18 protein-coding genes are annotated in these 23,589 nt (G+C 62.8%); 12 read left to right on the top strand and 6 right to left on the bottom strand.

Annotated elements, in window-relative coordinates:
• Nucleotides 1–575 precede the first annotated feature (575 nt).
• Entirely contained in the window at nucleotides 576–1,223 is a 648-nt protein-coding gene (gene narL / locus FBY10_RS19140) for a two-component system response regulator NarL (RefSeq protein WP_145338841.1), read from the bottom strand.
• Nucleotides 1,220–3,022, bottom strand: a complete 1,803-nt coding sequence (locus FBY10_RS19145; protein WP_145338840.1) for a HAMP domain-containing protein — start codon at nucleotides 3,020–3,022, stop codon at nucleotides 1,220–1,222. The genes narL and FBY10_RS19145 overlap by 4 nt, the downstream gene beginning before the upstream one ends.
• A 325-nt stretch (nucleotides 3,023–3,347) precedes the next feature.
• Here FBY10_RS19145 and FBY10_RS19150 point away from each other — a divergent pair, with 325 nt between their 5' ends.
• The 12 genes from FBY10_RS19150 (at nucleotide 3,348) to FBY10_RS19210 (ending at nucleotide 19,978) form a co-directional block, all read left to right on the top strand.
• Nucleotides 3,348–4,589: a nitrate/nitrite transporter gene (locus FBY10_RS19150; RefSeq protein ID WP_205885947.1), complete on the top strand. Its 1,242-nt coding sequence runs from the start codon at nucleotides 3,348–3,350 to the stop codon at nucleotides 4,587–4,589.
• Nucleotides 4,590–4,591: 2 nt separating this feature from the next.
• Complete coding sequence (locus FBY10_RS19155) at nucleotides 4,592–5,989, top strand: NarK family nitrate/nitrite MFS transporter (RefSeq protein ID WP_145338838.1); 1,398 nt, start codon at nucleotides 4,592–4,594, stop codon at nucleotides 5,987–5,989.
• A 57-nt stretch (nucleotides 5,990–6,046) separates the two neighbouring features.
• Nucleotides 6,047–9,820, top strand: a complete 3,774-nt coding sequence (locus FBY10_RS19160; RefSeq protein WP_090403144.1) for a nitrate reductase subunit alpha — start codon at nucleotides 6,047–6,049, stop codon at nucleotides 9,818–9,820.
• Nucleotide 9,821: 1 nt separating this feature from the next.
• Nucleotides 9,822–11,360: a nitrate reductase subunit beta gene (gene narH, locus FBY10_RS19165; RefSeq protein WP_027607174.1), complete on the top strand. Its 1,539-nt coding sequence runs from the start codon at nucleotides 9,822–9,824 to the stop codon at nucleotides 11,358–11,360.
• Between the two features lie 3 nt (nucleotides 11,361–11,363).
• Entirely contained in the window at nucleotides 11,364–12,119 is a 756-nt protein-coding gene (gene narJ, locus FBY10_RS19170) for a nitrate reductase molybdenum cofactor assembly chaperone (RefSeq protein ID WP_145338837.1), read from the top strand.
• Complete coding sequence (gene narI, locus FBY10_RS19175; protein ID WP_131699965.1) at nucleotides 12,112–12,792, top strand: respiratory nitrate reductase subunit gamma; 681 nt, start codon at nucleotides 12,112–12,114, stop codon at nucleotides 12,790–12,792. Before narJ ends, narI begins: the two co-directional genes overlap by 8 nt.
• 10 nt (nucleotides 12,793–12,802) lie before the next feature.
• Complete coding sequence (locus tag FBY10_RS19180; RefSeq protein ID WP_131699966.1) at nucleotides 12,803–13,729, top strand: peptidylprolyl isomerase; 927 nt, start codon at nucleotides 12,803–12,805, stop codon at nucleotides 13,727–13,729.
• A 1-nt stretch (nucleotide 13,730) separates the two neighbouring features.
• Entirely contained in the window at nucleotides 13,731–14,717 is a 987-nt protein-coding gene (gene moaA, locus FBY10_RS19185) for a GTP 3',8-cyclase MoaA (RefSeq protein ID WP_145338836.1), read from the top strand.
• Between the two features lie 693 nt (nucleotides 14,718–15,410).
• The gene (locus tag FBY10_RS19195; protein ID WP_145338835.1) at nucleotides 15,411–17,411 is read left to right on the top strand and encodes a ribonucleoside triphosphate reductase; all 2,001 of its coding nucleotides are present in this window, start codon (nucleotides 15,411–15,413) and stop codon (nucleotides 17,409–17,411) included.
• 31 nt (nucleotides 17,412–17,442) lie between these two features.
• Nucleotides 17,443–17,598 (top strand): anaerobic ribonucleoside-triphosphate reductase, encoded by a 156-nt coding sequence (gene nrdD / locus FBY10_RS19200; RefSeq protein WP_027607168.1) that lies wholly within the window; start codon nucleotides 17,443–17,445, stop codon nucleotides 17,596–17,598.
• Nucleotides 17,595–18,290 carry an anaerobic ribonucleoside-triphosphate reductase activating protein gene (locus FBY10_RS19205; protein WP_145338834.1) on the top strand — a complete coding sequence of 232 codons (696 nt, stop codon included), beginning with the start codon at nucleotides 17,595–17,597 and terminating at the stop codon, nucleotides 18,288–18,290. Before nrdD ends, FBY10_RS19205 begins: the two co-directional genes overlap by 4 nt.
• A 68-nt stretch (nucleotides 18,291–18,358) precedes the next feature.
• Nucleotides 18,359–19,978: a methyl-accepting chemotaxis protein gene (locus FBY10_RS19210; RefSeq protein WP_145338833.1), complete on the top strand. Its 1,620-nt coding sequence runs from the start codon at nucleotides 18,359–18,361 to the stop codon at nucleotides 19,976–19,978.
• Between the two features lie 553 nt (nucleotides 19,979–20,531).
• Here FBY10_RS19210 and FBY10_RS19215 read toward each other — a convergent pair.
• From FBY10_RS19215 to FBY10_RS19230, 4 genes are read right to left on the bottom strand one after another with little or no spacing between them, the layout of a single operon-like run.
• Nucleotides 20,532–21,887 carry a 4Fe-4S binding protein gene (locus tag FBY10_RS19215; RefSeq protein ID WP_145337453.1) on the bottom strand — a complete coding sequence of 452 codons (1,356 nt, stop codon included), beginning with the start codon at nucleotides 21,885–21,887 and terminating at the stop codon, nucleotides 20,532–20,534.
• Nucleotides 21,884–22,723 (bottom strand): FTR1 family protein, encoded by an 840-nt coding sequence (locus FBY10_RS19220; protein WP_145337454.1) that lies wholly within the window; start codon nucleotides 22,721–22,723, stop codon nucleotides 21,884–21,886. Before FBY10_RS19220 ends, FBY10_RS19215 begins: the two co-directional genes overlap by 4 nt.
• 9 nt (nucleotides 22,724–22,732) lie before the next feature.
• Nucleotides 22,733–23,056, bottom strand: coding sequence for a cupredoxin domain-containing protein (locus FBY10_RS19225; RefSeq protein WP_131699213.1), 324 nt, complete (start codon nucleotides 23,054–23,056; stop codon nucleotides 22,733–22,735).
• Nucleotides 23,056–23,586 carry an iron transporter gene (locus tag FBY10_RS19230; protein WP_131699214.1) on the bottom strand — a complete coding sequence of 177 codons (531 nt, stop codon included), beginning with the start codon at nucleotides 23,584–23,586 and terminating at the stop codon, nucleotides 23,056–23,058. Before FBY10_RS19230 ends, FBY10_RS19225 begins: the two co-directional genes overlap by 1 nt.
• Between the last annotated feature and the right edge of the window lie 3 nt (nucleotides 23,587–23,589).

The following is a 23,589-nucleotide window of genomic DNA, read 5'->3' on the forward strand; positions in this document are numbered from 1 at the left end:
CAGCTTGAAATCAGAGTGGGTGCCTGAAACGGGCTACAAACTGGAACATGAGGCCCGAGCAGACGTGCAGCGCTATGTCTCGCGCTACAACATCACCAGGCCTCATAGCTACAACGACTACCGGTCGCCGGTCGTGAAGGAAAGGTTGGCGGCGTGAACCTTAATCAGTGTCCAAGATTACTTGACCAGTTCAAGCCCCCTCCCACATTTGGATCTCCATATATCAGATGGGCCTCGGTCTGCTTTTGCTCTGCTTTTGCTCTGCTTTTGCTCTGGCTTTTGATCTTGATCCTGGGCGCCCCGTCAAACACGCTGGCCGAACGCAGGCTTGAATCCGTGGGTAACCCGGCAGGACGCCGGGTTAGCCGTCCTGGGCCAGGGATGGCCCATGACGGCGGCCCACGGATTCAAGCCGGAGTGAGGGCACACCGAGCCTAAGCGAGGTGCCGAGTGTTGGGGCAAGAGCCCTTTTGGTTACTTTTGGGGCTCTTTTCCAAAAGTGACCCGCCGTAAGGGCGGAACCCTAAGCCGCCGTTACCTAAATAACGGATATGTACTCAATCCCCCCAAAAACCTCACCCCGCCTGCCGCAAATGCTCCATCGCCCAAACCGCCGCCTCCACCCGCGACCGCAACCCCAGCTTATGCAGCAAATTCTTCACATGCACCTTCACCGTCCCTTCGGTAATCCCCAACTTATGCCCGATCACCTTGTTGCTGTACCCACTGGCAATCGTCCTCAGCACCTGCCGTTCCCGCTCGGTCAACTCCACCGCCGCATGGGGTTGTGGCGAGCGCAGCGCCTGGGCCAGCACCCGCGTCAACCCGGGGCTGATCACCAGCGCGCCATGCAACGCATCGCGGATGTACGTCACCACCAGTTCCGGCTCCATGTCCTTGAGCAGATAGCCATTGGCATCCAGCCGCAACGCATCACGAATATCGTCTTCAGCGTCGGACACGGTAAACAGCAACACCTTGCCGCCATAGTTCATGGCCCGCAGGCGGCGCAGGGTTTCGAGGCCGTTCATGTGCGGCATGTTGTTGTCCAGCAGCACCAGGTCCGGTTGCAGCGCGTCGATCTGGTCCAGGGCTTCCTGGCCGTTGCCGGCTTCGCCGACCACGTGCAGGTCGTCTTCCAGTTCAAGCATCTGGCGCATGCCGTGGCGCATCATCGGGTGGTCGTCGACCAGCAGGATACGGTGGCGAGTGGCTGTGTTCATGCGTGGGTGCCTTGTAGGGGTTGCCCGAGAAATTCCGGGTGAAAGCGCAGTTGCACCCGCGTGCCTTGGGGCTCGCGGGGGCTGATGTCGAGGTGGCCGTGCAGGCTGCGGGCGCGCTCGTCCATGATGGTCAGGCCGTGGTGTTCACGTCTGTCGACCTCTTCGCAAAAGCCACGGCCGTCGTCTTCGATGCTCAGGCTCACGGTCTCGCCCTCTTGGCGCAGTTGCAGCCAGGCGTTTTGCGCATGGGCATGGCGCAGGCAGTTGGACAGCGCCTCGCGGGTGATTTGCAACATGTGGATCTGTTCACTGGCCGACAGCTGGAAGGCCAGGGCGTCCACATGCAGGTGCACTTGGAATTCGCCACGCCGCGAGAACTCCTCGGCGGTGTCCTGCAGTTCGTGCACCAGCCCGGCATCGTGGATTTGCAGGCGGAACGTGGTGAGCAATTCGCGCAGTTGGCGGTAGGCGTTGTTCAGCCCCTCGCGCAGTTCGGCCGTGACGGTGGCCAGGGTCTCCACCGGTTCGCCACGGCGGATCAGGGTTTGCATGCGGCTGACTTGCAGCTTCATGTACGACAGCGCCTGGGCCAGGGAATCGTGCAGTTCGCGGGCGATGATGGTGCGTTCGTCGAGCAGCAGCAGGCGGTGGTCCTGTTCACGCTGGCGCTTGAGCGACAGCGAGGTGCCGATCAGGTTGGCCAGGGCCTGGATCAGTTGTTTTTCCCAATCCTGGGGGGGATGGCCATCGTCGAAGTGGGCCTTGAGTTCGCCCAGTTCCGAGCCCTGGTTGCTGATGCTGAACACCTGCGGGAGCGCCACTTTGTGCTTCTGGCACGTCGCGCAATCACCGATGGCGCAGACGTTGCGGCTATCCCCACCATGCAGCGATAGCATCTGCTGGGCCGGCGCGAGAAAGTGCCCTTGCAGGCACAGCGACAGGCGCAGCCCCGGCAGGCGTTTCTGGAAGCGCCGGATCAATTCATCCAGGCCCTCGGCATTCGCCAGGCGCGTGGCCAGGCTGCGGCTGCTCTGGTAGAGCAGTTCGAGGGCGGCGTTGGCTTGTTGCAGGTTGAGGGTTTTCTGCCGCACCTGGCTCTCCAGGGTGCTGTGGGATTGTTCAATGGTCTCGGCCATGGCGTTGAAGCTCAGGGCCAGTTGCCCCAACTCGTCTTCGGAGCGGTGGTTGACCCGGGTCTTGAAGTCGCCGTCACGAAAGCGCCGGGTCGCGTGCACCAGTTCTTCCAGGGGGTTGACCACGCCGTACTGCAATTCATACAGGCCGATCAGCAGGATGATCAGCGTGCTGAACAGTGCCAGCCCCTGGATACCCTGCTGCCAGCCTTGTTTCTGTTCGCTCTGTTGCTGCAACAGGCTGACGAACTGGTTGAGTTGATCGACAAAACCCGGCGCACTGGCCTGGAACAGCGCCGCGTCGCCACGAGCCAGGGCCGGGTGCAGGTCATCGTTCCAGCGCTGCTGGATCTGTTGGTAGCTCTGGAGCAGGGCGCTGCGCGGGCCGTCTTCGAGCACCGCCTTGAGCGATTGGCTGTCGAGGCGCCCTTGCAGGCTGTGGATGATGGTGTCGATCTCGTCGGCCGGGGCACCGGCGGCGAGTTTCCAGCTGAGGTGGTAGGTCTCCATGCGCACCGAACCGGCGGTGTTGATGGCGGCCGCGTCGCCCTGGCTGAACCAGGCGATCAAGCCGGCGCTCAAGGAACTGGCGAGGGCGAGGATGGCGATCAGGATCACCGCCAGCCCGGCGCGAGCGGGCAGGGAGCTGCGCAGCCAGTTAAACATGGTGGCGTAAGTGAAGGGGGTTGGAAGCCTGCATGGCGGAACCTGCAAAGGGAAAAGGGCTGAAAAACCGCAATCCCTGGCGCACTACCTCTAAAGAATTGCCGGCCAACCCTCCCACGGGAAAATACCGGCACAAGAGACCAATCCATTGATAAATAAAGACTTTATCTTGTTATTGGGACTACCTCCTTAGAGGTATGTGGGGCCAGCATAGCCCCATACCCCCCAGGCGGACGTTGATCTGGGTCAAGTTCCACGGGGGTGCCGCCCCTAACCTGCGCCCATGAAATCACTTTCTGGAGCGCATACCGTGACTCAACCCCGTATGAGACAGGGCCTGGTGCTGGGCATGAGCACCCTGGCCTTCACCGTCTGCTTTATGGTGTGGATGATGTTCGCCGTGTTGGGCGTACCCATCAAAGAGCTGTTGCAACTCAACGAAACCCAGTTCGGCCTGTTGGCCGCCACGCCGGTGTTGACCGGTTCCCTGGTGCGCTTGCCCCTGGGCCTGCTGACTGACCGCTTCGGCGGGCGCATCGTGTTCTTCCTGTTGATGCTCGCCTGTGTGCTGCCGCTGTACCTGATCACCTACGCCACTGCTTATTGGCAGTTCCTGGTGCTGGGCCTGTTCGTCGGCCTGGCCGGCGGTTCGTTTTCGGTGGGCATCGCCTATGTCGCCAAGTGGTTCGACAAAGAGAACCAGGGCTTTGCCATGGGCGTGTTCGGCGCCGGCAACGCGGGCGCCGCCGTCACCAAGTTTCTGGCCCCGGCGCTGATCGCCCTCGGCACCTGGCACCTGGTGCCCAAGGTGTTCGGCGCGATCCTGTTTATCACCGCGCTGCTGTTCTGGTTCCTTACCAGCGAGAACAAGGCGCACCGCAGTGCCGGCGGCGCCACCCTGCGCCAGCAGTTGCTGTGCCTGAAAGACCCGGCCGTGTGGCGCTACTGCCAGTACTACTCGATTGTGTTCGGCGGCTATGTGGCCCTGGCGCTGTGGATGACCAAGTACTACGTGCAGGAATACGGCTTCAGCCTGCAAAGCGCCGCGTTGCTGGCCGCGTGTTTCTCCCTGCCGGGCGGCGTGCTGCGTGCGGTGGGCGGCTGGATGTCCGACCGCTGGGGCGCCCAGAGCGTGACCTGGTGGGTGCTGTGGGTGAGCTGGATCTGCCTGTTCCTGCTCAGCTACCCGCAGACCCAATTGCAGGTGCAGACCGTCAACGGTCCCCTGGATTTCCACATCGGCCTCAACGCCACCCTGTTCACCGTGCTGCTGTTCGTGATGGGCATCGCCTTCGCGTTCGGCAAGGCCTCGGTGTTCAAGTACATCGCCAATGACTACCCACAGAACATGGGCGCGGTGTCCGGCATCGTCGGCCTGGCCGGTGGCCTGGGCGGCTTTGTGCTGCCGATCCTGTTTGGCGCCCTGGTGGACCTCACCGGCGTGCGCTCGTCCTGCTTCATGTTGATGTACGGCGTGGTCTGGGTGTCCCTGACCTGGATGTACTTCGGCGAAATGCGCAAGCAACCGCTGTTGGGCAAAACCGCCCAACCTCTCCAAGGAGAATGAACATGTCCATCGCGCAAAAGCCCGGCTCGGGGCCGGTGATCCACGACTGGCGCCCTGAAGACCCTGCGTTCTGGGGCGCCAGCGGCAAGAAGACCGCGACCCGCAACCTGTGGATCTCGATCCCTGCGCTGTTGCTGGCCTTCGCCGTGTGGATGGTGTGGAGCACGGTGATCGTGCGCCTGAACGCCATCGGCTTTACGTTCACCACCGACCAGCTGTTCTGGCTGGCAGCGTTGCCGGGCTTGTCCGGCGCCACCTTGCGGGTGTTCTACTCGTTCATGGTGCCGATCTTCGGCGGCCGCCGCTGGACCGCCCTGAGCACCGCGTCGCTGCTGCTGCCGTCGCTGTGGATGGGCTTTGCGGTGCAAGACCCCAACACCCCCTACAGCGTGTTTGTACTGATCGCGCTGCTGTGCGGTTTCGGCGGCGGCAACTTCGCCTCGAGCATGTCCAACATCAGCTTCTTCTATCCCAAGTCGCAGCAAGGCACGGCCCTGGGCCTGAACGCCGGCCTCGGCAACCTGGGGGTGTCGGTGATGCAGTTCTGCGTGCCGCTGGTGATCACGTTCGGCGTGTTCGGCCTGGTGGGCGGTCAACCGCAAACCTTGCCGGATGGCAGTCAACTGTGGCTGCAGAACGCCGGTTTTATCTGGGTGCCGTTTATCCTCACCGTCACCGTGGCGGCCTGGTTCGGCATGAATGACCTGTCCAGCGCCCGCGCTTCGTTCAGCGAGCAGGCGGTGATCTTCAAGCGCAAGCACAACTGGCTGATGTGCTGGTTGTACCTGGCGACCTTCGGCTCATTCATCGGCTTTTCGGCGGCGTTCCCGCTGCTGATCAAGACCTCGTTCCCCGACGTGGTGGCACTGAAATTCGCCTTCCTCGGCCCACTGGTCGGTGCCCTGGTGCGCCCACTCGGCGGCTGGCTGGCGGACAAAATGGGCGGTGCACGGGTGACCTTGTGGAACTTCGTGCTGATGATCGTGATGGTGTTCGGCGTGCTGCACTTTTTGCCGGTGAACGGGCAGGGCGGCAGCTTCTACGGCTTCCTCGGCATGTTCATGCTGCTGTTCATCACCACCGGCGTCGGCAACGGCTCCACCTTCCGCATGATCCCGGTGATCTTCCGCACCCAGCACGAGAAGGCCAGTGCCGGTAAATCCGCCGCCGAGCGCGAGCAGGCGATCAAGGATGCCGGCAAGGAATCCGCCGCCGTGCTGGGCTTCAGCTCGGCCATGGGCGCCTTCGGTGCGTTCTTCATTCCCAAGTCCTTCGGCACGTCCATGGCCGCCACCGGCAGCCCGGCGATGGCCTTCTACATGTTTGTCGGTTTCTACCTGAGCTGCATCGTCGTGACCTGGTGGTGGTACGCCCGCAAAGGCTGCGCCACACCCTGCTGATCGACCACGAATTCGCGGGGCAACGCACCCCACGGCACGCCTGATGAGGAAAGCATCATGAGTCACTTATTGGATCAACTGCGGTTCTTCAACCGCAAGCAAAACGAATTCTCCGACGGTCACGGCGAGACCCGCAAGGAGTCCCGCGACTGGGAAAACGTCTACCGCTCGCGCTGGCAGTACGACAAGATCGTGCGCTCCACCCACGGCGTGAACTGCACCGGCTCGTGCTCGTGGAAGATCTACGTGAAGAACGGCCTGATCACCTGGGAAACCCAGCAGACCGACTACCCGCGCACCCGCAACGACTTGCCCAACCATGAGCCGCGCGGCTGCCCACGGGGTGCCAGCTACAGCTGGTACATCTACAGCGCCAACCGCCTCAAGTACCCGAAGATCCGCAAGCCGCTGCTCAAACTGTGGCGTGACGCGCGCCAGACCCTGTCGCCGGTCGAGGCGTGGGCGAGCATCGTCGAGGACAAGGTCAAGGCCGACTCCTACAAGAGCAAACGCGGCATGGGCGGTTTCATTCGCTCGAACTGGGAGGAGGTCAACGAGATCATCGCCGCCTCCAACGTCTACACCATCAAGCAATACGGCCCGGACCGCATCGTCGGCTTCTCGCCGATCCCGGCCATGTCGATGGTCAGCTACGCGGCGGGTTCGCGTTACCTGTCGCTGATCGGCGGCGTGTGCCTGAGCTTCTACGATTGGTACTGCGACCTGCCACCGGCCTCGCCGATGGTGTGGGGCGAGCAGACCGACGTGCCGGAATCGGCCGACTGGTACAACTCCAACTACATCATCGCCTGGGGTTCCAACGTTCCGCAGACCCGCACCCCGGACGCGCACTTCTTCACCGAGGTGCGCTACAAGGGCACCAAGACCGTGGCCATCACCCCGGACTATTCGGAAGTGGCCAAGCTCACCGACCTGTGGCTCAACCCCAAGCAGGGCACCGACGCCGCGTTGGCCCAGGCCTTCAACCATGTGATCTTCAAGGAATTTCACCTGGATAAACCGAGCGCCTACTTCACCGACTACGCCAAGCGCTTTACCGACTTGCCGGTGCTGGTGATGCTCAAGCCGATGACCGGGTTCGCGCCCGGCGCCGGCTTCCAGCCTGACCGCTTCCTGCGTGCCTCGGACCTCACCGGCAACCTCGGCCAGGACAACAACCCGGAATGGAAAACCATCGCCCTCGACGAGAGCGGTGAACTGGTCTCGCCACAAGGGTCCATCGGCTACCGCTGGGGCGAGAAGGGCAAATGGAACATCCTTGCGAAGGAGGGCGGTGAAGGCCGTGCCATCGACCTGAAACTCAGCCTGATCGGTGACGACGTCGCCGAAGTGGCGTTCCCGTATTTTGCCGGCGAAGCCCACGAGCACTTCCAGCACGTGGCCGGCGATGCCGTGCAGTTCCGCCGCGTGCCGGTGCACAGCGTGACCCTGGCCGACGGCAGCGTGGCCAAAGTGGCGACGGTGTTTGACTTGTCCGCCGCCAACCTGGCCATCGACCGTGGCCTGGGCGGCCAGAACGTGGCCAAGGACTACGACGACGCCAGCGTACCGGGCACCCCGGCGTGGCAGGAAGCGATTACCGGCGTCAGCCGCGAGAAAGCCATCCAGATCGCCCGTGAGTTCGCCGACAACGCCGACAAGACCAAGGGCCGTTCGATGATCATCGTCGGCGCGGCGATGAACCACTGGTACCACATGGACATGAACTACCGCGGGCTGATCAATATGCTCATGCTCTGCGGTTGCGTCGGCCAGACCGGCGGCGGCTGGGCCCACTACGTCGGCCAGGAAAAACTGCGCCCGCAATGCGGCTGGCTGCCCCTGGCCTTCGGCCTCGACTGGAACCGCCCGCCACGCCAGATGAACGGCACCAGCTTCTTCTACGGCCACAGCTCGCAATGGCGCCACGAGAAGATGAGCATGCACGACGTGCTCTCGCCCCTGGCCGACAAGTCGCAGTTCCCGGAACACGCCCTGGACTACAACATCCGCGCCGAACGCGCCGGCTGGTTGCCGAGTGCGCCACAGCTCAACACCAACCCGCTGCACATTTGCCGTGATGCGGCCGCCGCCGGCATGACGCCGAAAGACTACGTGGTCAAGTCCTGGCAGGACGGCAGCCTGCGCTTTGCCTGCGAACAGCCGGACAGTCCGGTGAACTTCCCGCGCAACATGTTTATCTGGCGCTCCAACCTGCTCGGTTCCTCGGGCAAGGGCCATGAGTACATGCTCAAGTACCTGTTGGGCACCAAGAACGGCGTGATGAACGAAGACATCGGCCACAGCACCGAATGCAAGCCCACCGAGGCCGAATGGGTCGAAGACGGCGCCATCGGCAAGCTCGACCTGGTGACCACCCTCGACTTCCGCATGTCCTCCACCTGCGTGTACTCCGACATCGTCTTGCCGACTGCCACCTGGTACGAAAAAGACGACATGAACACCTCGGACATGCATCCGTTCATTCACCCGTTGTCGGCGGCCATCGACCCGGCGTGGGAGTCGCGCTCCGACTGGGAAATCTACAAGGGCATCGCCAAGGCGTTCTCGGCCATGTCGGTCGGCCACCTGGGCGTGGAGCAAGACCTGGTCACCGTACCGTTGATGCACGACAGCGTCGGCGAACTGGCCCAGCCGTTTGGCGGCACCGATTGGAAAAGCGCCGGTGTGGCGCCGGTTCCGGGCAAGAACGCGCCGAACATGGCGGTGGTGGAACGGGACTACCCGAACATCTACAAGCAGTTCTCGTCGCTGGGCCCGATGCTGGAAAAACTCGGCAACGGCGGCAAGGGCATCAACTGGAACACCGATGAAGAAGTCGAGTTCCTCGGCGAGCTGAACCATCACGAAAGCGATGCGGGCATCAGCCACGGCCGGCCGAAAATCGACACGGCCATCGACGCCGCCGAAGTGATCCTGTCCCTGGCCCCGGAAACCAACGGCAAGGTCGCTTTGAAAGCCTGGGCCGCGCTGTCGGAATTCACCGGCATCGACCACAGCCACCTGGCGATCTCCAAGGCCCACGAAGCGATTCGCTTCCGCGACATCCAGGCGCAGCCGCGCAAGATCATCTCCAGCCCGACCTGGTCAGGCCTGGAAGACGAGCACGTGAGCTACAACGCCGGCTACACCAACGTCCATGAAAACATCCCATGGCGCACCATCACCGGTCGCCAGCAGTTCTACCAGGATCACCCGTGGATGCAGGCGTTCGGCGAGCAACTGATGAGCTACCGGCCACCGGTCAACACCCGCACCATCGAAGGCGTGAAGGGCAAGCGCAGCAATGGCGAGACCGAGATCGTGCTGAACTGGATCACCCCGCACCAGAAATGGGGCATCCACAGCACCTACAGCGACAACCTGCTGATGCTCACCCTGAGCCGTGGCGGACCGATCGTGTGGCTCTCGGAAATCGACGCCAAGCGCGCCGGCATCGAAGACAACGACTGGATCGAATGCTTCAACGTCAACGGCGCATTGACCGCTCGTGCGGTGGTCAGCCAGCGCGTCAAGGAAGGCATGGTGATGATGTACCACGCCCAGGAACGCATCGTGAACGTGCCGGGTTCGGAAACCACCAAGACCCGTGGCGGCCACCATAACTCGGTGACCCGCGTGGTGCTCAAGCCGACCCACATGATCGGCGGCTATGCCCAGCAGGCCTACGGTTTCAACTACTACGGCACGGTCGGTTGCAACCGCGATGAGTTTGTCGTGGTGCGCAAGATGGCCAAGGTCGACTGGCTCGATGGCTCCAGCGGTGATGATTTGCCGCGCCCATTGCCGACTGACATCGAGGAGAACTGAGATGAAAATTCGCTCACAGATCGGCATGGTCCTCAACCTGGACAAATGCATCGGCTGCCACACCTGTTCCATCACCTGCAAAAACGTGTGGACCAGCCGTGAAGGCATGGAATACGCCTGGTTCAACAACGTCGAGTCCAAGCCCGGCATCGGCTACCCCAAGGAGTGGGAGAACCAGGACAAGTGGAAGGGCGGCTGGGTGCGCAACGCCAACGGCTCGATCAACCCACGCATCGGCGGCAAGTTCCGCGTGTTGGCGAACATCTTCGCCAACCCCGACCTGCCAAGCCTGGACGACTACTACGAGCCGTTCGACTTCGACTATCAGCACTTGCACACCGCGCCATTGGGCGAGCACCAGCCGACCGCACGCCCGCGTTCGCTGGTGTCCGGCAAGCGCATGGAAAAGATCGAGTGGGGCCCGAACTGGGAGGAAATCCTCGGCACCGAATTCGCCAAGCGCCGCAAGGACAAGAACTTCGACCAGATCCAGGCCGACATTTATGGCGAGTACGAAAACACCTTCATGATGTACCTGCCGCGCCTGTGTGAGCACTGCCTCAACCCGGCGTGTGCGGCATCGTGCCCGAGCGGTGCGATCTATAAACGTGAAGAAGACGGCATCGTGCTGATCGACCAGGAGAAGTGCCGGGGCTGGCGCATGTGCATCAGCGGTTGCCCGTACAAGAAAATCTACTTCAATTGGAAGAGCGGCAAGTCCGAGAAGTGCATCTTCTGCTACCCGCGTATTGAAGCCGGTATGCCGACAGTGTGCGCCGAAACCTGCGTGGGTCGGATTCGCTACCTCGGTGTGCTGCTGTACGACGCCGACCGCATCAGCGAAGTGGCAAGCACCGCCAACGAGCAGGACCTGTACGAGAAGCAACTGGAAATCTTCCTCGACCCGAATGACCCGGCGGTGATTCGCCAGGCCCTGGCCGATGGCGTGCCGCAGTCGGTGATCGACTCGGCCCAGCGTTCGCCGGTGTACAAAATGGCCGTCGACTGGAAGTTGGCGCTGCCGCTGCACCCGGAATACCGCACCTTGCCGATGGTCTGGTACGTGCCGCCGCTGTCACCGATCCAGAACGCCGCTGCTGCCGGCACCGTGGGCATGAACGGGGTGATCCCGGATGTGGACAGCCTTCGTATTCCGCTGCGTTACCTGGCGAATATGCTCACCGCCGGCGATGAAAAACCGGTCAAGCGTGCACTCAAGCGCCTGTTGGCGATGCGCGCCTACAAACGCTCCCAGCAAGTCGATGGCGTGCAGGACCTGCAAGTGCTCGAAGACGTCGGCCTGAGCGTTGAACAGGTGGAAGAGATGTACCGCTACCTGGCCATTGCCAACTACGAAGACCGCTTCGTGGTACCGAGCGCCCACCGTGAAGACGCCATGAGCGATGCCTTCGCTGAACGCTCCGGCTGTGGTTTCAGCTTCGGCAGCGGTTGCAGCGGCAGCTCCGACACCAACATGTTCGGCGCCAAGAAAGCCAACCGCCGTGACGTGCTGAAAACCGTCCAGATCTGGGAGGACTGAGCCATGCGCATTCTTAAAGTGATTTCGTTGCTGCTGGACTATCCCACTGAAACCTTGGTGAACGGCCGCGACGAACTGGAACAGGCGATTCTCGAATCGCGGGAAATCAGCCCCAAGCAGCGCGGTGCGTTGTTTGAGCTGCTGGAACTGATCTGTGCCAATGACCTGATGGACGGCCAGGAACACTACGGCGCGCTGTTTGGCCGGGGGCGTTCGCTGTCGCTGTTGTTGTTCGAACACGTGCACGGCGAGTCCCGCGACCGCGGCCAGGCCATGGTCGACATGATGGCCCAGTACGAAGAAGCCGGCTTCGCCATTGGCGTCAAGGAGCTGCCGGACTACATCCCGTTGTACCTGGAGTTCCTGTCCACCCGCGAAGACATCGAGGCCCGCGAGGGCCTGGCGGATGTGGCGCACCTGTTGGCCTTGCTCGCTGCGCGTCTGGACGAGCGTGAGAGCGGCTATGCCGGTTGCTTCCGTGCGCTGTTGCAGATTGCCGGCGCCGAGCCGCACCAGGCCGTGGCCGAACTGCGCGCCCAGGTCGCCGCCGAACCGCGCGACGACTCCCTCGAAGCCCTGGACAAAATCTGGGAAGAGGAAGCGGTGGACTTTATGCAGGCTGAGCAACAGGACCGCTGCAGTTCAATGCCGAGCAGTCCGGGCAAGGCCCGCGAAGAAAGCGCGGTGCCGTTGCACTGGGTGGATTTTCAGCAAGAAGGCCGGGCCGCAGCGCCCGCCGGGGAGGTGGGTAATGTCTAAGTGGAATTTGCTGGTATTCGGGGTGTACCCCTATGTGGCCCTGGCGATCTGCCTGTTGGGCAGTTGGGCGCGGTTCGACCTGTCGCAGTACACCTGGAAGGCCGGATCCAGCCAGATGCTCAACAACCGGGGCATGCGCGTGGCGAGCAACTTCTTCCACATCGGCGTGCTGTTCGTGCTGGCCGGGCATTTTGTCGGCCTGCTGACCCCGGCGTCGGTCTACCACCATGTGATCAGCACTGAGAACAAGCAGTTGCTGGCGATGGTCTCGGGTGGCTTCTTCGGCCTGCTGTGCCTGGTGGGCTTGCTGATGCTGGTCAAGCGCCGCCTGGGTGACCCGCGCGTGCGGGCTACCTCGAGCCCGTCGGACATCCTGATCCTGCTGGTGCTGCTGGCGCAGCTGGTGCTGGGTTTGCTGACCATCGTCGCGTCCACCGGGCATATGGACGGCTCGGTGATGGTGATGCTCGCCGACTGGGCGCAGAACGTGGTGCTGTTGCGGCCCGTGGAAGCGGCCGAGTCGATTGCGCCGGTGTCACTGATCTACAAGGCCCACGTGGCGCTGGGCTTGACCCTGTTTGTGCTGTTCCCGTTTACCCGCTTGGTGCACATGGTCAGCGCGCCGATCTGGTACCTGGGGCGTCGTTATCAAATCGTGCGGCAGAAGTACTGAGGAGAACGTCATGAGTACAGGATGCGGATGTGGTGGCGGTAACGGCGGCAGCGGTGGTTGCGGTTCGTCGGCCAAAGAACCGGTGGTGGCCGAGGGTGTGGCCCAGGCTTCTTTCGAGGAGATCAAGGCGCCGGAGTTGATCGCCAGCAGTGAACAGGAATGGCCGATCATCAGCGTCAACGGCGTGGCGGTCACGCCCGAGGCCATGGCCCTGGAGTTGCAGTACCACCCGGCCGACAGCCGCGAGGAAGCGGTGTACCTGGCCGCCCGCGCGCTGGTGATCCGCGAGCTGTTGCAACAGCGGATCGCCGAGCTGGGCCTGGCGGTGGAGATCGCCGCCGGCGAGAACGAAGAAGAAGCCGCCACGCGCCTGCTGCTGGAGCGTGAGGTGACGGTGCCCGACTGCGACGAGGCGACCTGTGTGCGCTACTTCGAGAACAACCGTGGGCGCTTTCACAGCGCGCCGTTGCTGGCGGCGCGGCACATCCTGCTCGAATGCGCGCCGGACGACGCCGAGGCGCGCCACCTGGCGCGCACCCAGGCCGAAGTCCTGCTGCTGAGCCTGGAAGAACAGCCCGGCCAATTTGCCGAACTGGCGCTCAAGTACTCGGCCTGCCCGTCCAAGGCCCAGGGCGGCTCATTGGGCCAGGTGAGCAAAGGCCAGACCGTGCCCGAGCTGGAGCGCCAGCTGTTCACCCTGGCCCCAGGCCTGGCCGCCAAACCGCTGGAGAGCCGTTACGGCTGGCATGTGATCAGTGTCGACCAGCGTATCGAAGGCCAGCCGCTGCCGTATGAAGCGGTGGCCGTCGCGATTCGTACCCAGTTGCAGCAAGGGGTGTGGCAGAAGGCACTGGTGCAGTACCTGCAAACCCTGATCGGCGCAGCGGACATCCGTGGTATCGCGCTGCAGGGCGCCGACTCACCGTTGGTGCAGTGACATGAGCCTGGTGGATGGGGTGGGCCGTTCGATCGATTACCTGCGCTTGTCGGTGACCGACCGTTGCGATTTTCGCTGTGTGTACTGCATGGCGAAAAACATGACATTCCTGCCGCGCCAGCAGGTGCTGACCCTGGAAGAACTGGAACGCCTGGCCGCGCTGTTTGTGGGGCAGGGCGTACGCAAGATCCGCCTGACCGGGGGCGAACCGTTGATTCGCCCGGGCATTGTCGGTTTGTGCCGCAACATCGCGGCGCTGCCGGGCTTGCGTGAACTGGTGATGACCAGCAATGGCTCGCAGTTGGCGCGGTTGGCGCGGCCGTTGGTAGAGGCGGGGGTCAAACGCATGAACATCAGCCTCGACAGCCTGGATACGCAGCGCTTTCGCGCAATTACCCGCAACGGTGATCTGCGCCAGGTGCTGGACGGTATCGAGGCCGCGCGGGAGGCGGGGTTCGAGCGGGTCAAGCTCAACTGCGTGGTGATGAAGGGGCGCAATTTTGACGAGGTCCCGGCGTTGGTGCGGTATGCCATTGACCAGGGTGTCGACATCAGTTTTATCGAGGAAATGCCCCTGGGGGACGTGGGGCGGTCGCGGGGGGAGACGTTCTGCTCCAGCGATGAAGTACGGGCGGTGATTGCCCGTGAGCATGGGCTGATCGATAGCACCGAGAACAGCGGAGGGCCAGCGCGGTATGTGCGATTGGCGGGGCACCCGGGGACGCGGGTGGGGTTTATTTCGCCTAATTCGCATAATTTCTGTGGCAGTTGTAATCGGGTACGGATGACGGTGGAAGGGCAGTTGCTGTTGTGCCTGGGGCAGGAGGATGCGCTGGATTTTCGCGCTTTGTTACGGCGCTATCCGTTGGCGGATGGGCCGTTGGTTGAGGCGCTGCACAGGGGGTTGAAGGGCAAGCCGTTGCGGCATGATTTCAGTGGGGCGGGGGAGGTGCAGGTGGTGCGGTTTATGAATATGAGTGGGGGGTGAGTGCATACCCATTACTTCGGCCTGCCGGGGTAGCTACGCTCCAACGCTTGTGTTCGGCCAGCGTGTTTGACGGGGCGATTTGAGATCAGAAGCCAAAGCGCGGCGGCCTTAGAGCCGACCGGTTTTGTGTCTGGTGTACTCGGTAAAAAATGTGGGAGGGGGCTTGCCCCCGATGAGGGAGTGTCAGTCACTTATTTTTTACTGACCCGGCGCTATCGGGGGCAAGCCCCCTCCCACATTTGGATCTCCATATATCAGATGGACTTCGGTCTGCTTTTGCTCTGCTTTTGCTCTGGCTTTTGATCTTGATCCTGGGCGCCCCGTCAAACACGCTGGCCGAACGCAGGCTTGAATCCGTGGGTAACCCGGCAGGACGCCGGGTTAGCCGTCCTGGGCCAAGGATGGCCCATGACGGCGGCCCACGGATTCAAGCCGGAGTGAGGGCACACCGAGCCTAAGCGAGGTGCCGAGTGTTGGGGCAAGAGCCCTTTTGGTTACTTTTGGGGCTCTTTTCCAAAAGTGACCCGCCGTAAGGGCGGAACCCTAAGCCGCCGTTACCCAAATAACGGATATACCCCCAATCAAAAAACCTTGACCCCGATCAAGGGATCCCCACCCCATTCTCCGTAACCTCACTGCATATTGTGTCTTAAAGCCTAAAAACATCTATATGTAGTGCCTGGAGCCCGGAAAATGCAAAACACGCTCACCCCGTTGGTCAGCACCCGCCTACACAAACGCGACGGCAGCCTGGTCCCCTTCAACGCCGAAAAAATCCACCACGCCCTGATCGCCGCCGGCACCGCCACCGGCGAGTACCAGGAGGCCGACGTCGACCTGTTACTGGGCGCCGTCCTGGCCCGCCTGAGGGGCATCGAACACCTGGACGTCGAACAAATCCAGGACAGCGTCGAACGCGTACTGATGGACGCCGGCTACTTCCTCTCCATGCGCGCCTATATCGTCTACCGCGAACAACACGGCCGCCTGCGTCGCGACCGCAAGACCCTGGTGGAAGTCGCCACCTCGATGAACGAATACCTCGACCGCGAAGACTGGCGCGTGCAAGCCAATGCCAACCAGGGCTACTCCCTGGGTGGGCTGGTGTTGAACGTGTCGGGCAAGGTCACTGCCAACTATTGGCTCGACGAGGTCTACAGCCAGCAGATCGGCCGCGCGCACCGCGAGGCGGATTTGCATATCCATGACCTGGACATGCTCGCCGGTTATTGCGCCGGCTGGTCGCTGCGTTCACTGCTGCACGAAGGCCTTAATGGTGTGCCGGGCCGTGTCGAAGCGGGGCCGCCCAAGCACTTGAGCAGCGCCCTGGGGCAGATGGTCAACTTCCTCGGCACCCTGCAAAACGAATGGGCCGGCGCCCAGGCGTTCAGTTCGTTCGATACCTACCTGGCGCCCTATGTGCGCAAGGATCAACTGAGCTACGCCGAGGTGCGCCAGGCGGTGCAGGAGTTCATCTACAACCTCAACGTACCGTCGCGCTGGGGCACCCAGACGCCGTTTACCAACCTGACCTTCGACTGGGTGTGCCCGGAAGATCTGCGCGAGCAGGTGCCGGTGATCGGTGGGGAGGAAATGCCGTTTGCCTATGGCGACCTGCAAGCGGAAATGGAGCTGATCAACCGCGCCTATATCGAAGTGATGCAGGCCGGCGATGCCAAGGGCCGGGTGTTCACGTTCCCGATTCCCACCTACAACATTACCCACGATTTCCCTTGGGACAGCGAGAACGCCGACCGCCTGTTCGAGATGACCGCGCGCTACGGCCTGCCGTATTTCCAGAACTTCCTCAATTCCGATATGCAACCCAACCAGGTGCGCTCGATGTGCTGCCGCCTGCAACTGGACGTGCGCGAGCTGCTCAAGCGCGGCGGTGGGTTGTTCGGTTCGGCGGAGCAGACCGGCAGCCTCGGCGTGGTGACGATCAACTGCGCGCGCCTGGGTTACCTGTTCAAGGGCGACACCTCAGGCCTGTTGCAACGCCTGGACAGCCTGATGGACATGGCCATGGAAAGCCTGGAGGTCAAGCGCAAGGTGATCCAGCACCATATGGACGCCGGCTTGTACCCGTACACCAAGCGTTACCTCGGCACCTTGCGCAATCACTTCTCCACCATCGGCTTCAACGGCATGCACGAGATGCTGCGCAATTTCACCGGCGACGAGCAGGGCATGCACACCGAAGAGGGCCGCGCGTTTGCCCTCAAGCTGCTCGACCATGTACGCGCCACCTTGCTGCGCTTCCAGGAAGACACCGGCCACCTCTACAACCTCGAAGCCACGCCGGCGGAAGGCACCACCTACCGCTTCGCCAAGGAAGACCGCAAGCGCTATCCGGACATCCTGCAGGCCGGCAGCGACGTCGCGCCGTACTACACCAACTCCTCGCAATTGCCGGTGGGCTTTACCCAAGACCCCTTCGAAGCCCTGGAGCTGCAAGACGAACTGCAATGCAAATACACCGGCGGCACCGTGTTGCACCTGTACATGGCCGAGCAGATTTCCTCGGCCCAGGCCTGCAAGCAACTGGTGCGCAAGGCGTTGGGGCGTTTCCGCCTGCCGTACCTGACGATCACCCCGACGTTCTCGATCTGCCCGGTGCACGGCTACCTCGCCGGTGAGCATGAGTTCTGTCCCAAGTGCGATGAAGTGCTGGCACTTGCCGCTGCGCATTGAACCGATCTTCCAACCCGCAAGGAGATTCACCATGCAAACATCCCAGCCACAACGTCAGCGCTGCGAAGTCTGGACCCGGGTGATGGGCTATCACCGGCCCGTGTCGGCGTTCAATCCCGGCAAACAATCCGAGCACAAGGAACGGGTGCATTTCACTGAAACGGCCGCCGTGGCCGGGCGCCAATGAGTCGAGCGCTACGGATCGGGGGCCTGGTGCCCCTGACCACCCTCGACTACCCCGGCATGCTCGCCTGTGTGCTGTTTTGCCAGGGCTGTGCCTGGCGCTGTCGTTACTGCCACAACCCGGACCTGATCCCACCGCGCGGCAGCACGGAGGTGGATTGGCGCCGGGTGTTGCTGTTTTTGCAGCGGCGCAAGGACCTGCTCGACGCCGTGGTGTTCAGTGGTGGCGAGCCGACCTTGCAGGAAGGCTTGCCGGCGGCCATGGATGAAGTGCGGGCGATGGGCTTTCGCGTCGGCCTGCACAGTGCCGGGATCAAGCCGGCAGGATTTGCCAATGCGTTGCGCCATGCCGACTGGGTCGGTTTTGACGTCAAGGCGCTGGCCGAGGATTGCCAGTTGATTACCCAGGTCAGGAACAGCGGTGCCGCCAACTGGCGCAGCCTCGACACCCTGTTGGCCAGCGGTGTGGAATACGAGTGCCGCACCACGGTGCATTGGCATTTGATCGACCCCCCTCGGTTGTTGTTGCTGGCCCAGCGTTTGCAAGCCAACGGTGTGCAACGCTTTGCGGTGCAAATGGTGCGCACGGCCAGCATGCTCGATGCGCAATTGTCGAGCTCACCCGCACAGGCCGCATTGCCGGAGTTATGGGGCCGATTGCGCGAATTGTTTCCTGCTTTTGTATTGCGAGGGTGATGCGTGCCCTCACCGGATTTTTATAGATGCTGCCCATGACGGGCAGGTTTTCATCAGGGAATAGCACAATGAAGCAATTAACCACGGCACAACGCATTGTCATCGGTTTCGCGATTGCGCCGTTGGCGCTGGCCGGCTTGGTGTTTTACGCCCTTCACGATCTGGCAACCCTCAAGCAGCAATCCGAGCAGATCGTGCAGCAGGACTGGCCCAGGATCGCGCCGATCATGGTGATTGCCACCGGGGTGCGCGATAACGGGCGCAACACCCGCGACCTGCTGATCGACCAGGACAACCAACAGGCCCAGGCCTCCATCGGCACCACGCGCGAACGCATCACCCAGGCGTTCGCTACCCTTGAGCCGCTGCTCGACACCGCTGAAGGCAAGGCGGCCTATGCCACCTTGAAAACCCACCGTGAGGCCTACGTGGCGGCCTTCACCCAGGTGCAGGCGCTGATCCGACAGGGCGCGCGCGAGCAGGGCCTGGCCCAGCTCAAGCAACAGGTGATGCCCGCCGAGTTGGAAGTGTTCAAGAGCCTGGATGCGTTGATGGCCATGCAAGGAAGGCTGTTCGCCGAACGCCAGCAGGCCGCGCAAATCCTCTATGACGAGGCCCGACGCAATATGCTCGGGCTGTTCCTGCTGTGCCTGGCCCTGGTGGTGGCGGCGGCGGTGATCGTCACGCGCAGCGTCACCCGGCCGCTGGGCGGCGAGCCGGATGAAGTGGCGCGGGTGTTGAGCCACATCGCCGAGGGTGACCTGACCATCGAGGTGCCGTTGGGCAACAGTATCGACGGCAGTGTGATGCGCAATCTGCATCAGATGCAGCAGAACCTTAACCAGATGGTCCGGCATATCGCGGCGTCGGTGGACGGCGTGGCCAGTTCGTCGGAAGAGTTGAGCGCGGTCAGCAGCCAGACCAGCAGCAGCCTGCAGTTGCAGGGCCAGGAAATCGAACAGGCCGCCACCGCGGTGAATGAAATGACTGCCGCCGTCGACGAAGTGGCACGCAATGCCGTGAGCACCAGCGAAGCCTCGCGCCTGTCGGAGCAGACCGCCCAGCGTGGACAGGCGCAGGTGCAGGAAACCGTGGCGTCGATCAACACCTTGGCCACCGGTGTGGTGGAAACCTCGGAGCGTATCCAGCAACTGGCCGGCCGCGTGCAAGACATCAGCAGCGTGCTCGAAGTGATCCGCAGCATTGCCGACCAGACCAACCTGTTGGCGTTGAACGCGGCCATCGAAGCGGCCCGCGCCGGGGATGCCGGGCGAGGTTTTGCGGTAGTCGCCGATGAAGTGCGCGCACTGGCCCATCGCACCCAGACCTCGACCCAGGAGATCGAGCAGATGATCGGCAATATCCGCCAGGACACCGAACACGCCGTGGCCGCCATGCACAGCAGCAGCGAGCGGGTACAGGCGACCTTGAGCGTGGCGCAACGCTCGGGAGAGGCGCTGGACGAAATCACCCGGTCGATCTCGCAGATCAACGAACGCAATATGATGATTGCCAGCGCCACCGAAGAACAGGCACTGGTGGCGCGGGAAGTGGATCGCAACCTGGTGGGCATTCGCAACCTGTCGCAGCAGGTGTTGCAGGGCGCCATACACACCGAGACGGCAGGGCATGACCTGGCCGGGATGGCGGGGACGCTGCATCAGACGGTGGCGCGGTTCAAGGTGTAACTTCGGCTGGTGCGGTCAAAACTGTGGGAGGGGGCTTGCCCCCGATGAGGGTGGGTCAGTGATACTTGGGTTGACTGACTCACCGCTATCGGGGGCAAGCTCCCTCCCACATTTGGATCTCCATATATCAGATGGACCTCGGTCTGCTTTTGCTCTGGCTTTTGATCTTGATCCTAGGCGCCCCGTTAACCACGCTGGCCGAACGCAGGCTTGAATCCGTGGGTAACCCGGCAGGACGCCGGGTTAGCCGTCCTGGGCCAAGGATGGCCCATGACGGCGGCCCACGGATTCAAGCCGGAGTGAGGGCATACCGAGCCTAGGCGAGGTACCGAGTGGTGGGGCAAGAGCCCTTTGGTTACTTTGGGGCTCTTTTCCAAAGTGACCCGCCGTAAGGGCGGAACCCTAAGCAGCCGTGACCGCAACAATGGATATGTACTTATTCCAACCCCAACGACATGGTCGGCCCGAAGGCCGCCACGGGAGCAAGCGCCCGCGCCACAGATACCCATGCTCATCGGGGGCAAGCCCCCTCCCACATCTGGATCGGTGTGCATCAGCCAGCCCACCCCCAGAACTGCAACCACCAGCCACACCCCACCAGCCCATTACTCAGCAGTACGCACAACCACCCGAGGCAACGGCGCCGGGTTTCCAGCCCCTGGAGCTGTCGCCACCCCAACCACAAGCACCAGCCAATCGCGGCGCTCAGCATCAGTGCGCGCGCCGGTTGCACCCACGCCAATGCCAACCCTTCATAACGCAACAACTTCACCGTCGTCGCCGACAGCCCCAGGAACAGCCCTGCACCACCCAGGGGCGTGAGCGTCAGTGCCAAGGGCCGAAACAGTGCGCGATCTCCGGCCACATACGCGGCCAGGCGCAGCAGCAGCCAGCAGCCACCGCCGATCAGCAGTGCGCTGCCACCCAGGTACAGCACGATGCACAGGCCATCGAGCCAGCTGAAGCTGTCGTTGAGTTGCGGGTAGTGCGTGAGCAGCCACCACGGCGCGTTGTCTTGCAGCAGCCATACCCAGTCGCGGCTCACCAGCCATTCGGCGAGTGTCTGTTTCAGCGCGATAAACCACGGGCTTACGGTCCACTGGAACGCGCCCATGGCCAGGCCGATCACGCCAAACAGCAGCAGGCGCGCATCCCATGGCGAGCCGGGTTGGCGCGGTGCCTGCAGAATCTCTTGATTGCACGAGCGGGCGATCAGTTGCACCGCGCCGCGTTGCCCGCTGCAACGGCCACAGGCGTGGCAGTCGCTGGCGCCTTGCAGGCGGCGGATGTCCAGGAGTGGCGCGCAGTTGGGCAGAGGCAGGCGCGGGGCGCTGTTGGCTTTCCAGCGTTGTTCATCCACGGCGAAATGGAGCGGCGCCAGGCGGGCGAGCAGGGCGAACACGCCGCTCACCGGGCACAGGTAACGGCACCACACGCGCTTGCCGCGCACGAACAACAGGCCGACCACCACCGCCGCCAACGTCGAGCCGCCCAGGATCAGCAACGCTGCCTGGGCGTAGTCGTACACGCTGATCAACTGGCCGTAGAGCGTGGTGAGGCAAAAGCCCAGGGTCGGCCAGCCGCCCCAACGCAGCCAGCGCGGTATGCCCAGGCCGCGCCCGTGCTGGCTGGCCCATTCGCTCAGTGAACCTTCCGGGCACAGCACGCCGCACCACAGGCGCCCGAACAGCACCATCGACAGCAACACGAACGGCCACCAGATCCCCCAGAAGATAAATTGCGCGAGCAGCGTCAGGTTGTTCACCACACGCGCCTGGCTATCCGGCAACGGCAGCACGGTGGGCAGCACCAGCAATACGGCGTAGACCAGCACCACCGCCCATTGCATGGCACGGATCAGCCGGGCATGGCGGCGCATGCCATCGCCCAGTTGCTGCAGCCAACTCATGCCGCGTGCCGGGCGCGACGCAGGCCGTTGCCCACCCAGAGCCAGTAGCCGAGCAGTACCAACACGGTGATAAGGCTGGGGGCCGCACGGTAGCCGGCAAAGTCGGCCAGCAGTGCGCCCAGGCCGTGGCTGTCACTGAGCAGTGCGCTGCTGTCCCAGCGGCTGTCACCGAAGGCGGCGTAGGCCCACTCGGGCATGTCCATGCCCAGCAGTTGCCCGCTGATGCGATCCACGGCCGCCACCAGCAATGCACCGCCGAGCAGCAACAGCAGCGCCTCGCTGAGGGCGAAAAACAGTGACCAGGAGATAAAGCGCCGACTGCCGCGCAACAGCAGCACGGTGAGCCCCGCCAATGCCAGGCCGAGCACGCCGCCGACGGCGAACAGGCCTTGCGCCTCCTCGTGCAGGCGCGCCCCGGCACCATACAAAAACACCACGGTTTCACTGCCTTCGCGGCTCACCGCCAGCAGCGCCAGTAACAGCACGCCCCAGCCGCCCTGGCGCGCCAGGCGCTCATCGGCTTCGCGTACCAGGGTGTGTTTGAGCGTGGCCGCGTTGCGGTGCATCCAGAACACCATCTGCACCATCAAGCCGCTGGCCAACAGGGTCAGCGCCGCTTGCAGCCACTCGCCCTGTGGACCGGTCATGGTGTCACCGGCCCACAGCATCAAACCGGCCAGACCGGCCGAACACAACAACCCCAGCAGCACCCCGGCCCAGAGGAAGCGGGCCAGTTGCGCATGGCCGGCCTGGCGGCTGATCCAGGCTTGCAGAATGCCGATCACCAGCAGGGCCTCGACGCTTTCACGCCAGACAATAAACATCGATTGGTTCATCAACGGCTCCTATTCGGCGAGGATGCTGCCTTCGGGCAACTGTGGGTTGAACTCGTCGAAGAACGGGTACAACCCCGGCTTGAGCGGGTGGATCACCACAAAGGTGGTCACCCCCGCAGACAACACCTTCTCCACCCGCAGGGGCGTGCTTTCGAATTCGGCCGGGCCTTGGCCGATGTTCTTGAGCACGATCTTGAAACGCTCATCGGCCTTGACCACCAGTTGTGGCGGGTCGAAATGGCCGTCCTGCAGGCTCAACTCATAGGTGGGCAACGGCGCTGCCATCGCCGCGCCGCTTAGTAGCAGGCCGCCCAGCAACAGGGCGCGGCGCATCAATAGCCGCCTTTTTTGCCGATGCCGGCGTAGACGAATTCGTAATGCACCTCGCAGCGTTCGAACCACGGGGCGACCCCGGTTTCCTTGTCGGTATGACGACCCAGGGAGTGATGGCCGGTGGGCGGCAATACGCTGAAGGTGAGGGTGTATTTGCCGGGGCCTTGCAGCTTGACGTTATCGCCATAGTGCGGCCCGTCATTGGCGACCATGGCGTGGAAATCACCGCTGATGGGGGTGTCGCTGCCTTGTTTCTTCAGGGTGAAAGACAGGTTGAGGTAGGGCACGAAACTGCCTTCCTGAAACCCTTGGGCATTGTCCGCCGTGGCGCGTACGTCGGCCTCCAGGTGCACATCGGAATCGGCCGTGGCGCGCATCATGCCGGCGGGTGCCATCTCGATCGGTTGCAGATACACCGCGCCGATTTCCAGGCCGGGGCAGTGTTGTGGTTCGCCGATGGGGTACTCCTTGGCAAACACCACGGAGGTGCTCAGCAGCAGGGCAAGGGACAACAAAGAAGGGCTACGCATCGA

The sequence above is a fragment of the Pseudomonas sp. SJZ103 genome (assembly GCF_007828335.1).
GTDB lineage: Bacteria > Pseudomonadota > Gammaproteobacteria > Pseudomonadales > Pseudomonadaceae > Aquipseudomonas.

What these genes read in the sequence shown, in the direction of transcription:
- narH (WP_027607174.1), top strand. Translation starts at nt 9,822, where the DNA reads ATGAAAATTCGCTCACAGATCGGCATGGTCCTCAACCTGGACAAATGC.
- FBY10_RS19230 (WP_131699214.1), bottom strand. Translation starts at nt 23,586, where the DNA reads ATGCGTAGCCCTTCTTTGTTGTCCCTTGCCCTGCTGCTGAGCACCTCC.
- nrdD (WP_027607168.1), top strand. Translation starts at nt 17,443, where the DNA reads ATGCAAACATCCCAGCCACAACGTCAGCGCTGCGAAGTCTGGACCCGG.
- FBY10_RS19150 (WP_205885947.1), top strand. Translation starts at nt 3,348, where the DNA reads ATGAGACAGGGCCTGGTGCTGGGCATGAGCACCCTGGCCTTCACCGTC.
- FBY10_RS19205 (WP_145338834.1), top strand. Translation starts at nt 17,595, where the DNA reads ATGAGTCGAGCGCTACGGATCGGGGGCCTGGTGCCCCTGACCACCCTC.
- FBY10_RS19180 (WP_131699966.1), top strand. Translation starts at nt 12,803, where the DNA reads ATGAGTACAGGATGCGGATGTGGTGGCGGTAACGGCGGCAGCGGTGGT.
- FBY10_RS19195 (WP_145338835.1), top strand. Translation starts at nt 15,411, where the DNA reads ATGCAAAACACGCTCACCCCGTTGGTCAGCACCCGCCTACACAAACGC.
- FBY10_RS19155 (WP_145338838.1), top strand. Translation starts at nt 4,592, where the DNA reads ATGTCCATCGCGCAAAAGCCCGGCTCGGGGCCGGTGATCCACGACTGG.
- FBY10_RS19145 (WP_145338840.1), bottom strand. Translation starts at nt 3,022, where the DNA reads ATGTTTAACTGGCTGCGCAGCTCCCTGCCCGCTCGCGCCGGGCTGGCG.
- moaA (WP_145338836.1), top strand. Translation starts at nt 13,731, where the DNA reads ATGAGCCTGGTGGATGGGGTGGGCCGTTCGATCGATTACCTGCGCTTG.
- FBY10_RS19160 (WP_090403144.1), top strand. Translation starts at nt 6,047, where the DNA reads ATGAGTCACTTATTGGATCAACTGCGGTTCTTCAACCGCAAGCAAAAC.
- FBY10_RS19215 (WP_145337453.1), bottom strand. Translation starts at nt 21,887, where the DNA reads ATGAGTTGGCTGCAGCAACTGGGCGATGGCATGCGCCGCCATGCCCGG.
- narL (WP_145338841.1), bottom strand. Translation starts at nt 1,223, where the DNA reads ATGAACACAGCCACTCGCCACCGTATCCTGCTGGTCGACGACCACCCG.
- narJ (WP_145338837.1), top strand. Translation starts at nt 11,364, where the DNA reads ATGCGCATTCTTAAAGTGATTTCGTTGCTGCTGGACTATCCCACTGAA.
- narI (WP_131699965.1), top strand. Translation starts at nt 12,112, where the DNA reads ATGTCTAAGTGGAATTTGCTGGTATTCGGGGTGTACCCCTATGTGGCC.
- FBY10_RS19210 (WP_145338833.1), top strand. Translation starts at nt 18,359, where the DNA reads ATGAAGCAATTAACCACGGCACAACGCATTGTCATCGGTTTCGCGATT.
- FBY10_RS19225 (WP_131699213.1), bottom strand. Translation starts at nt 23,056, where the DNA reads ATGCGCCGCGCCCTGTTGCTGGGCGGCCTGCTACTAAGCGGCGCGGCG.
- FBY10_RS19220 (WP_145337454.1), bottom strand. Translation starts at nt 22,723, where the DNA reads ATGAACCAATCGATGTTTATTGTCTGGCGTGAAAGCGTCGAGGCCCTG.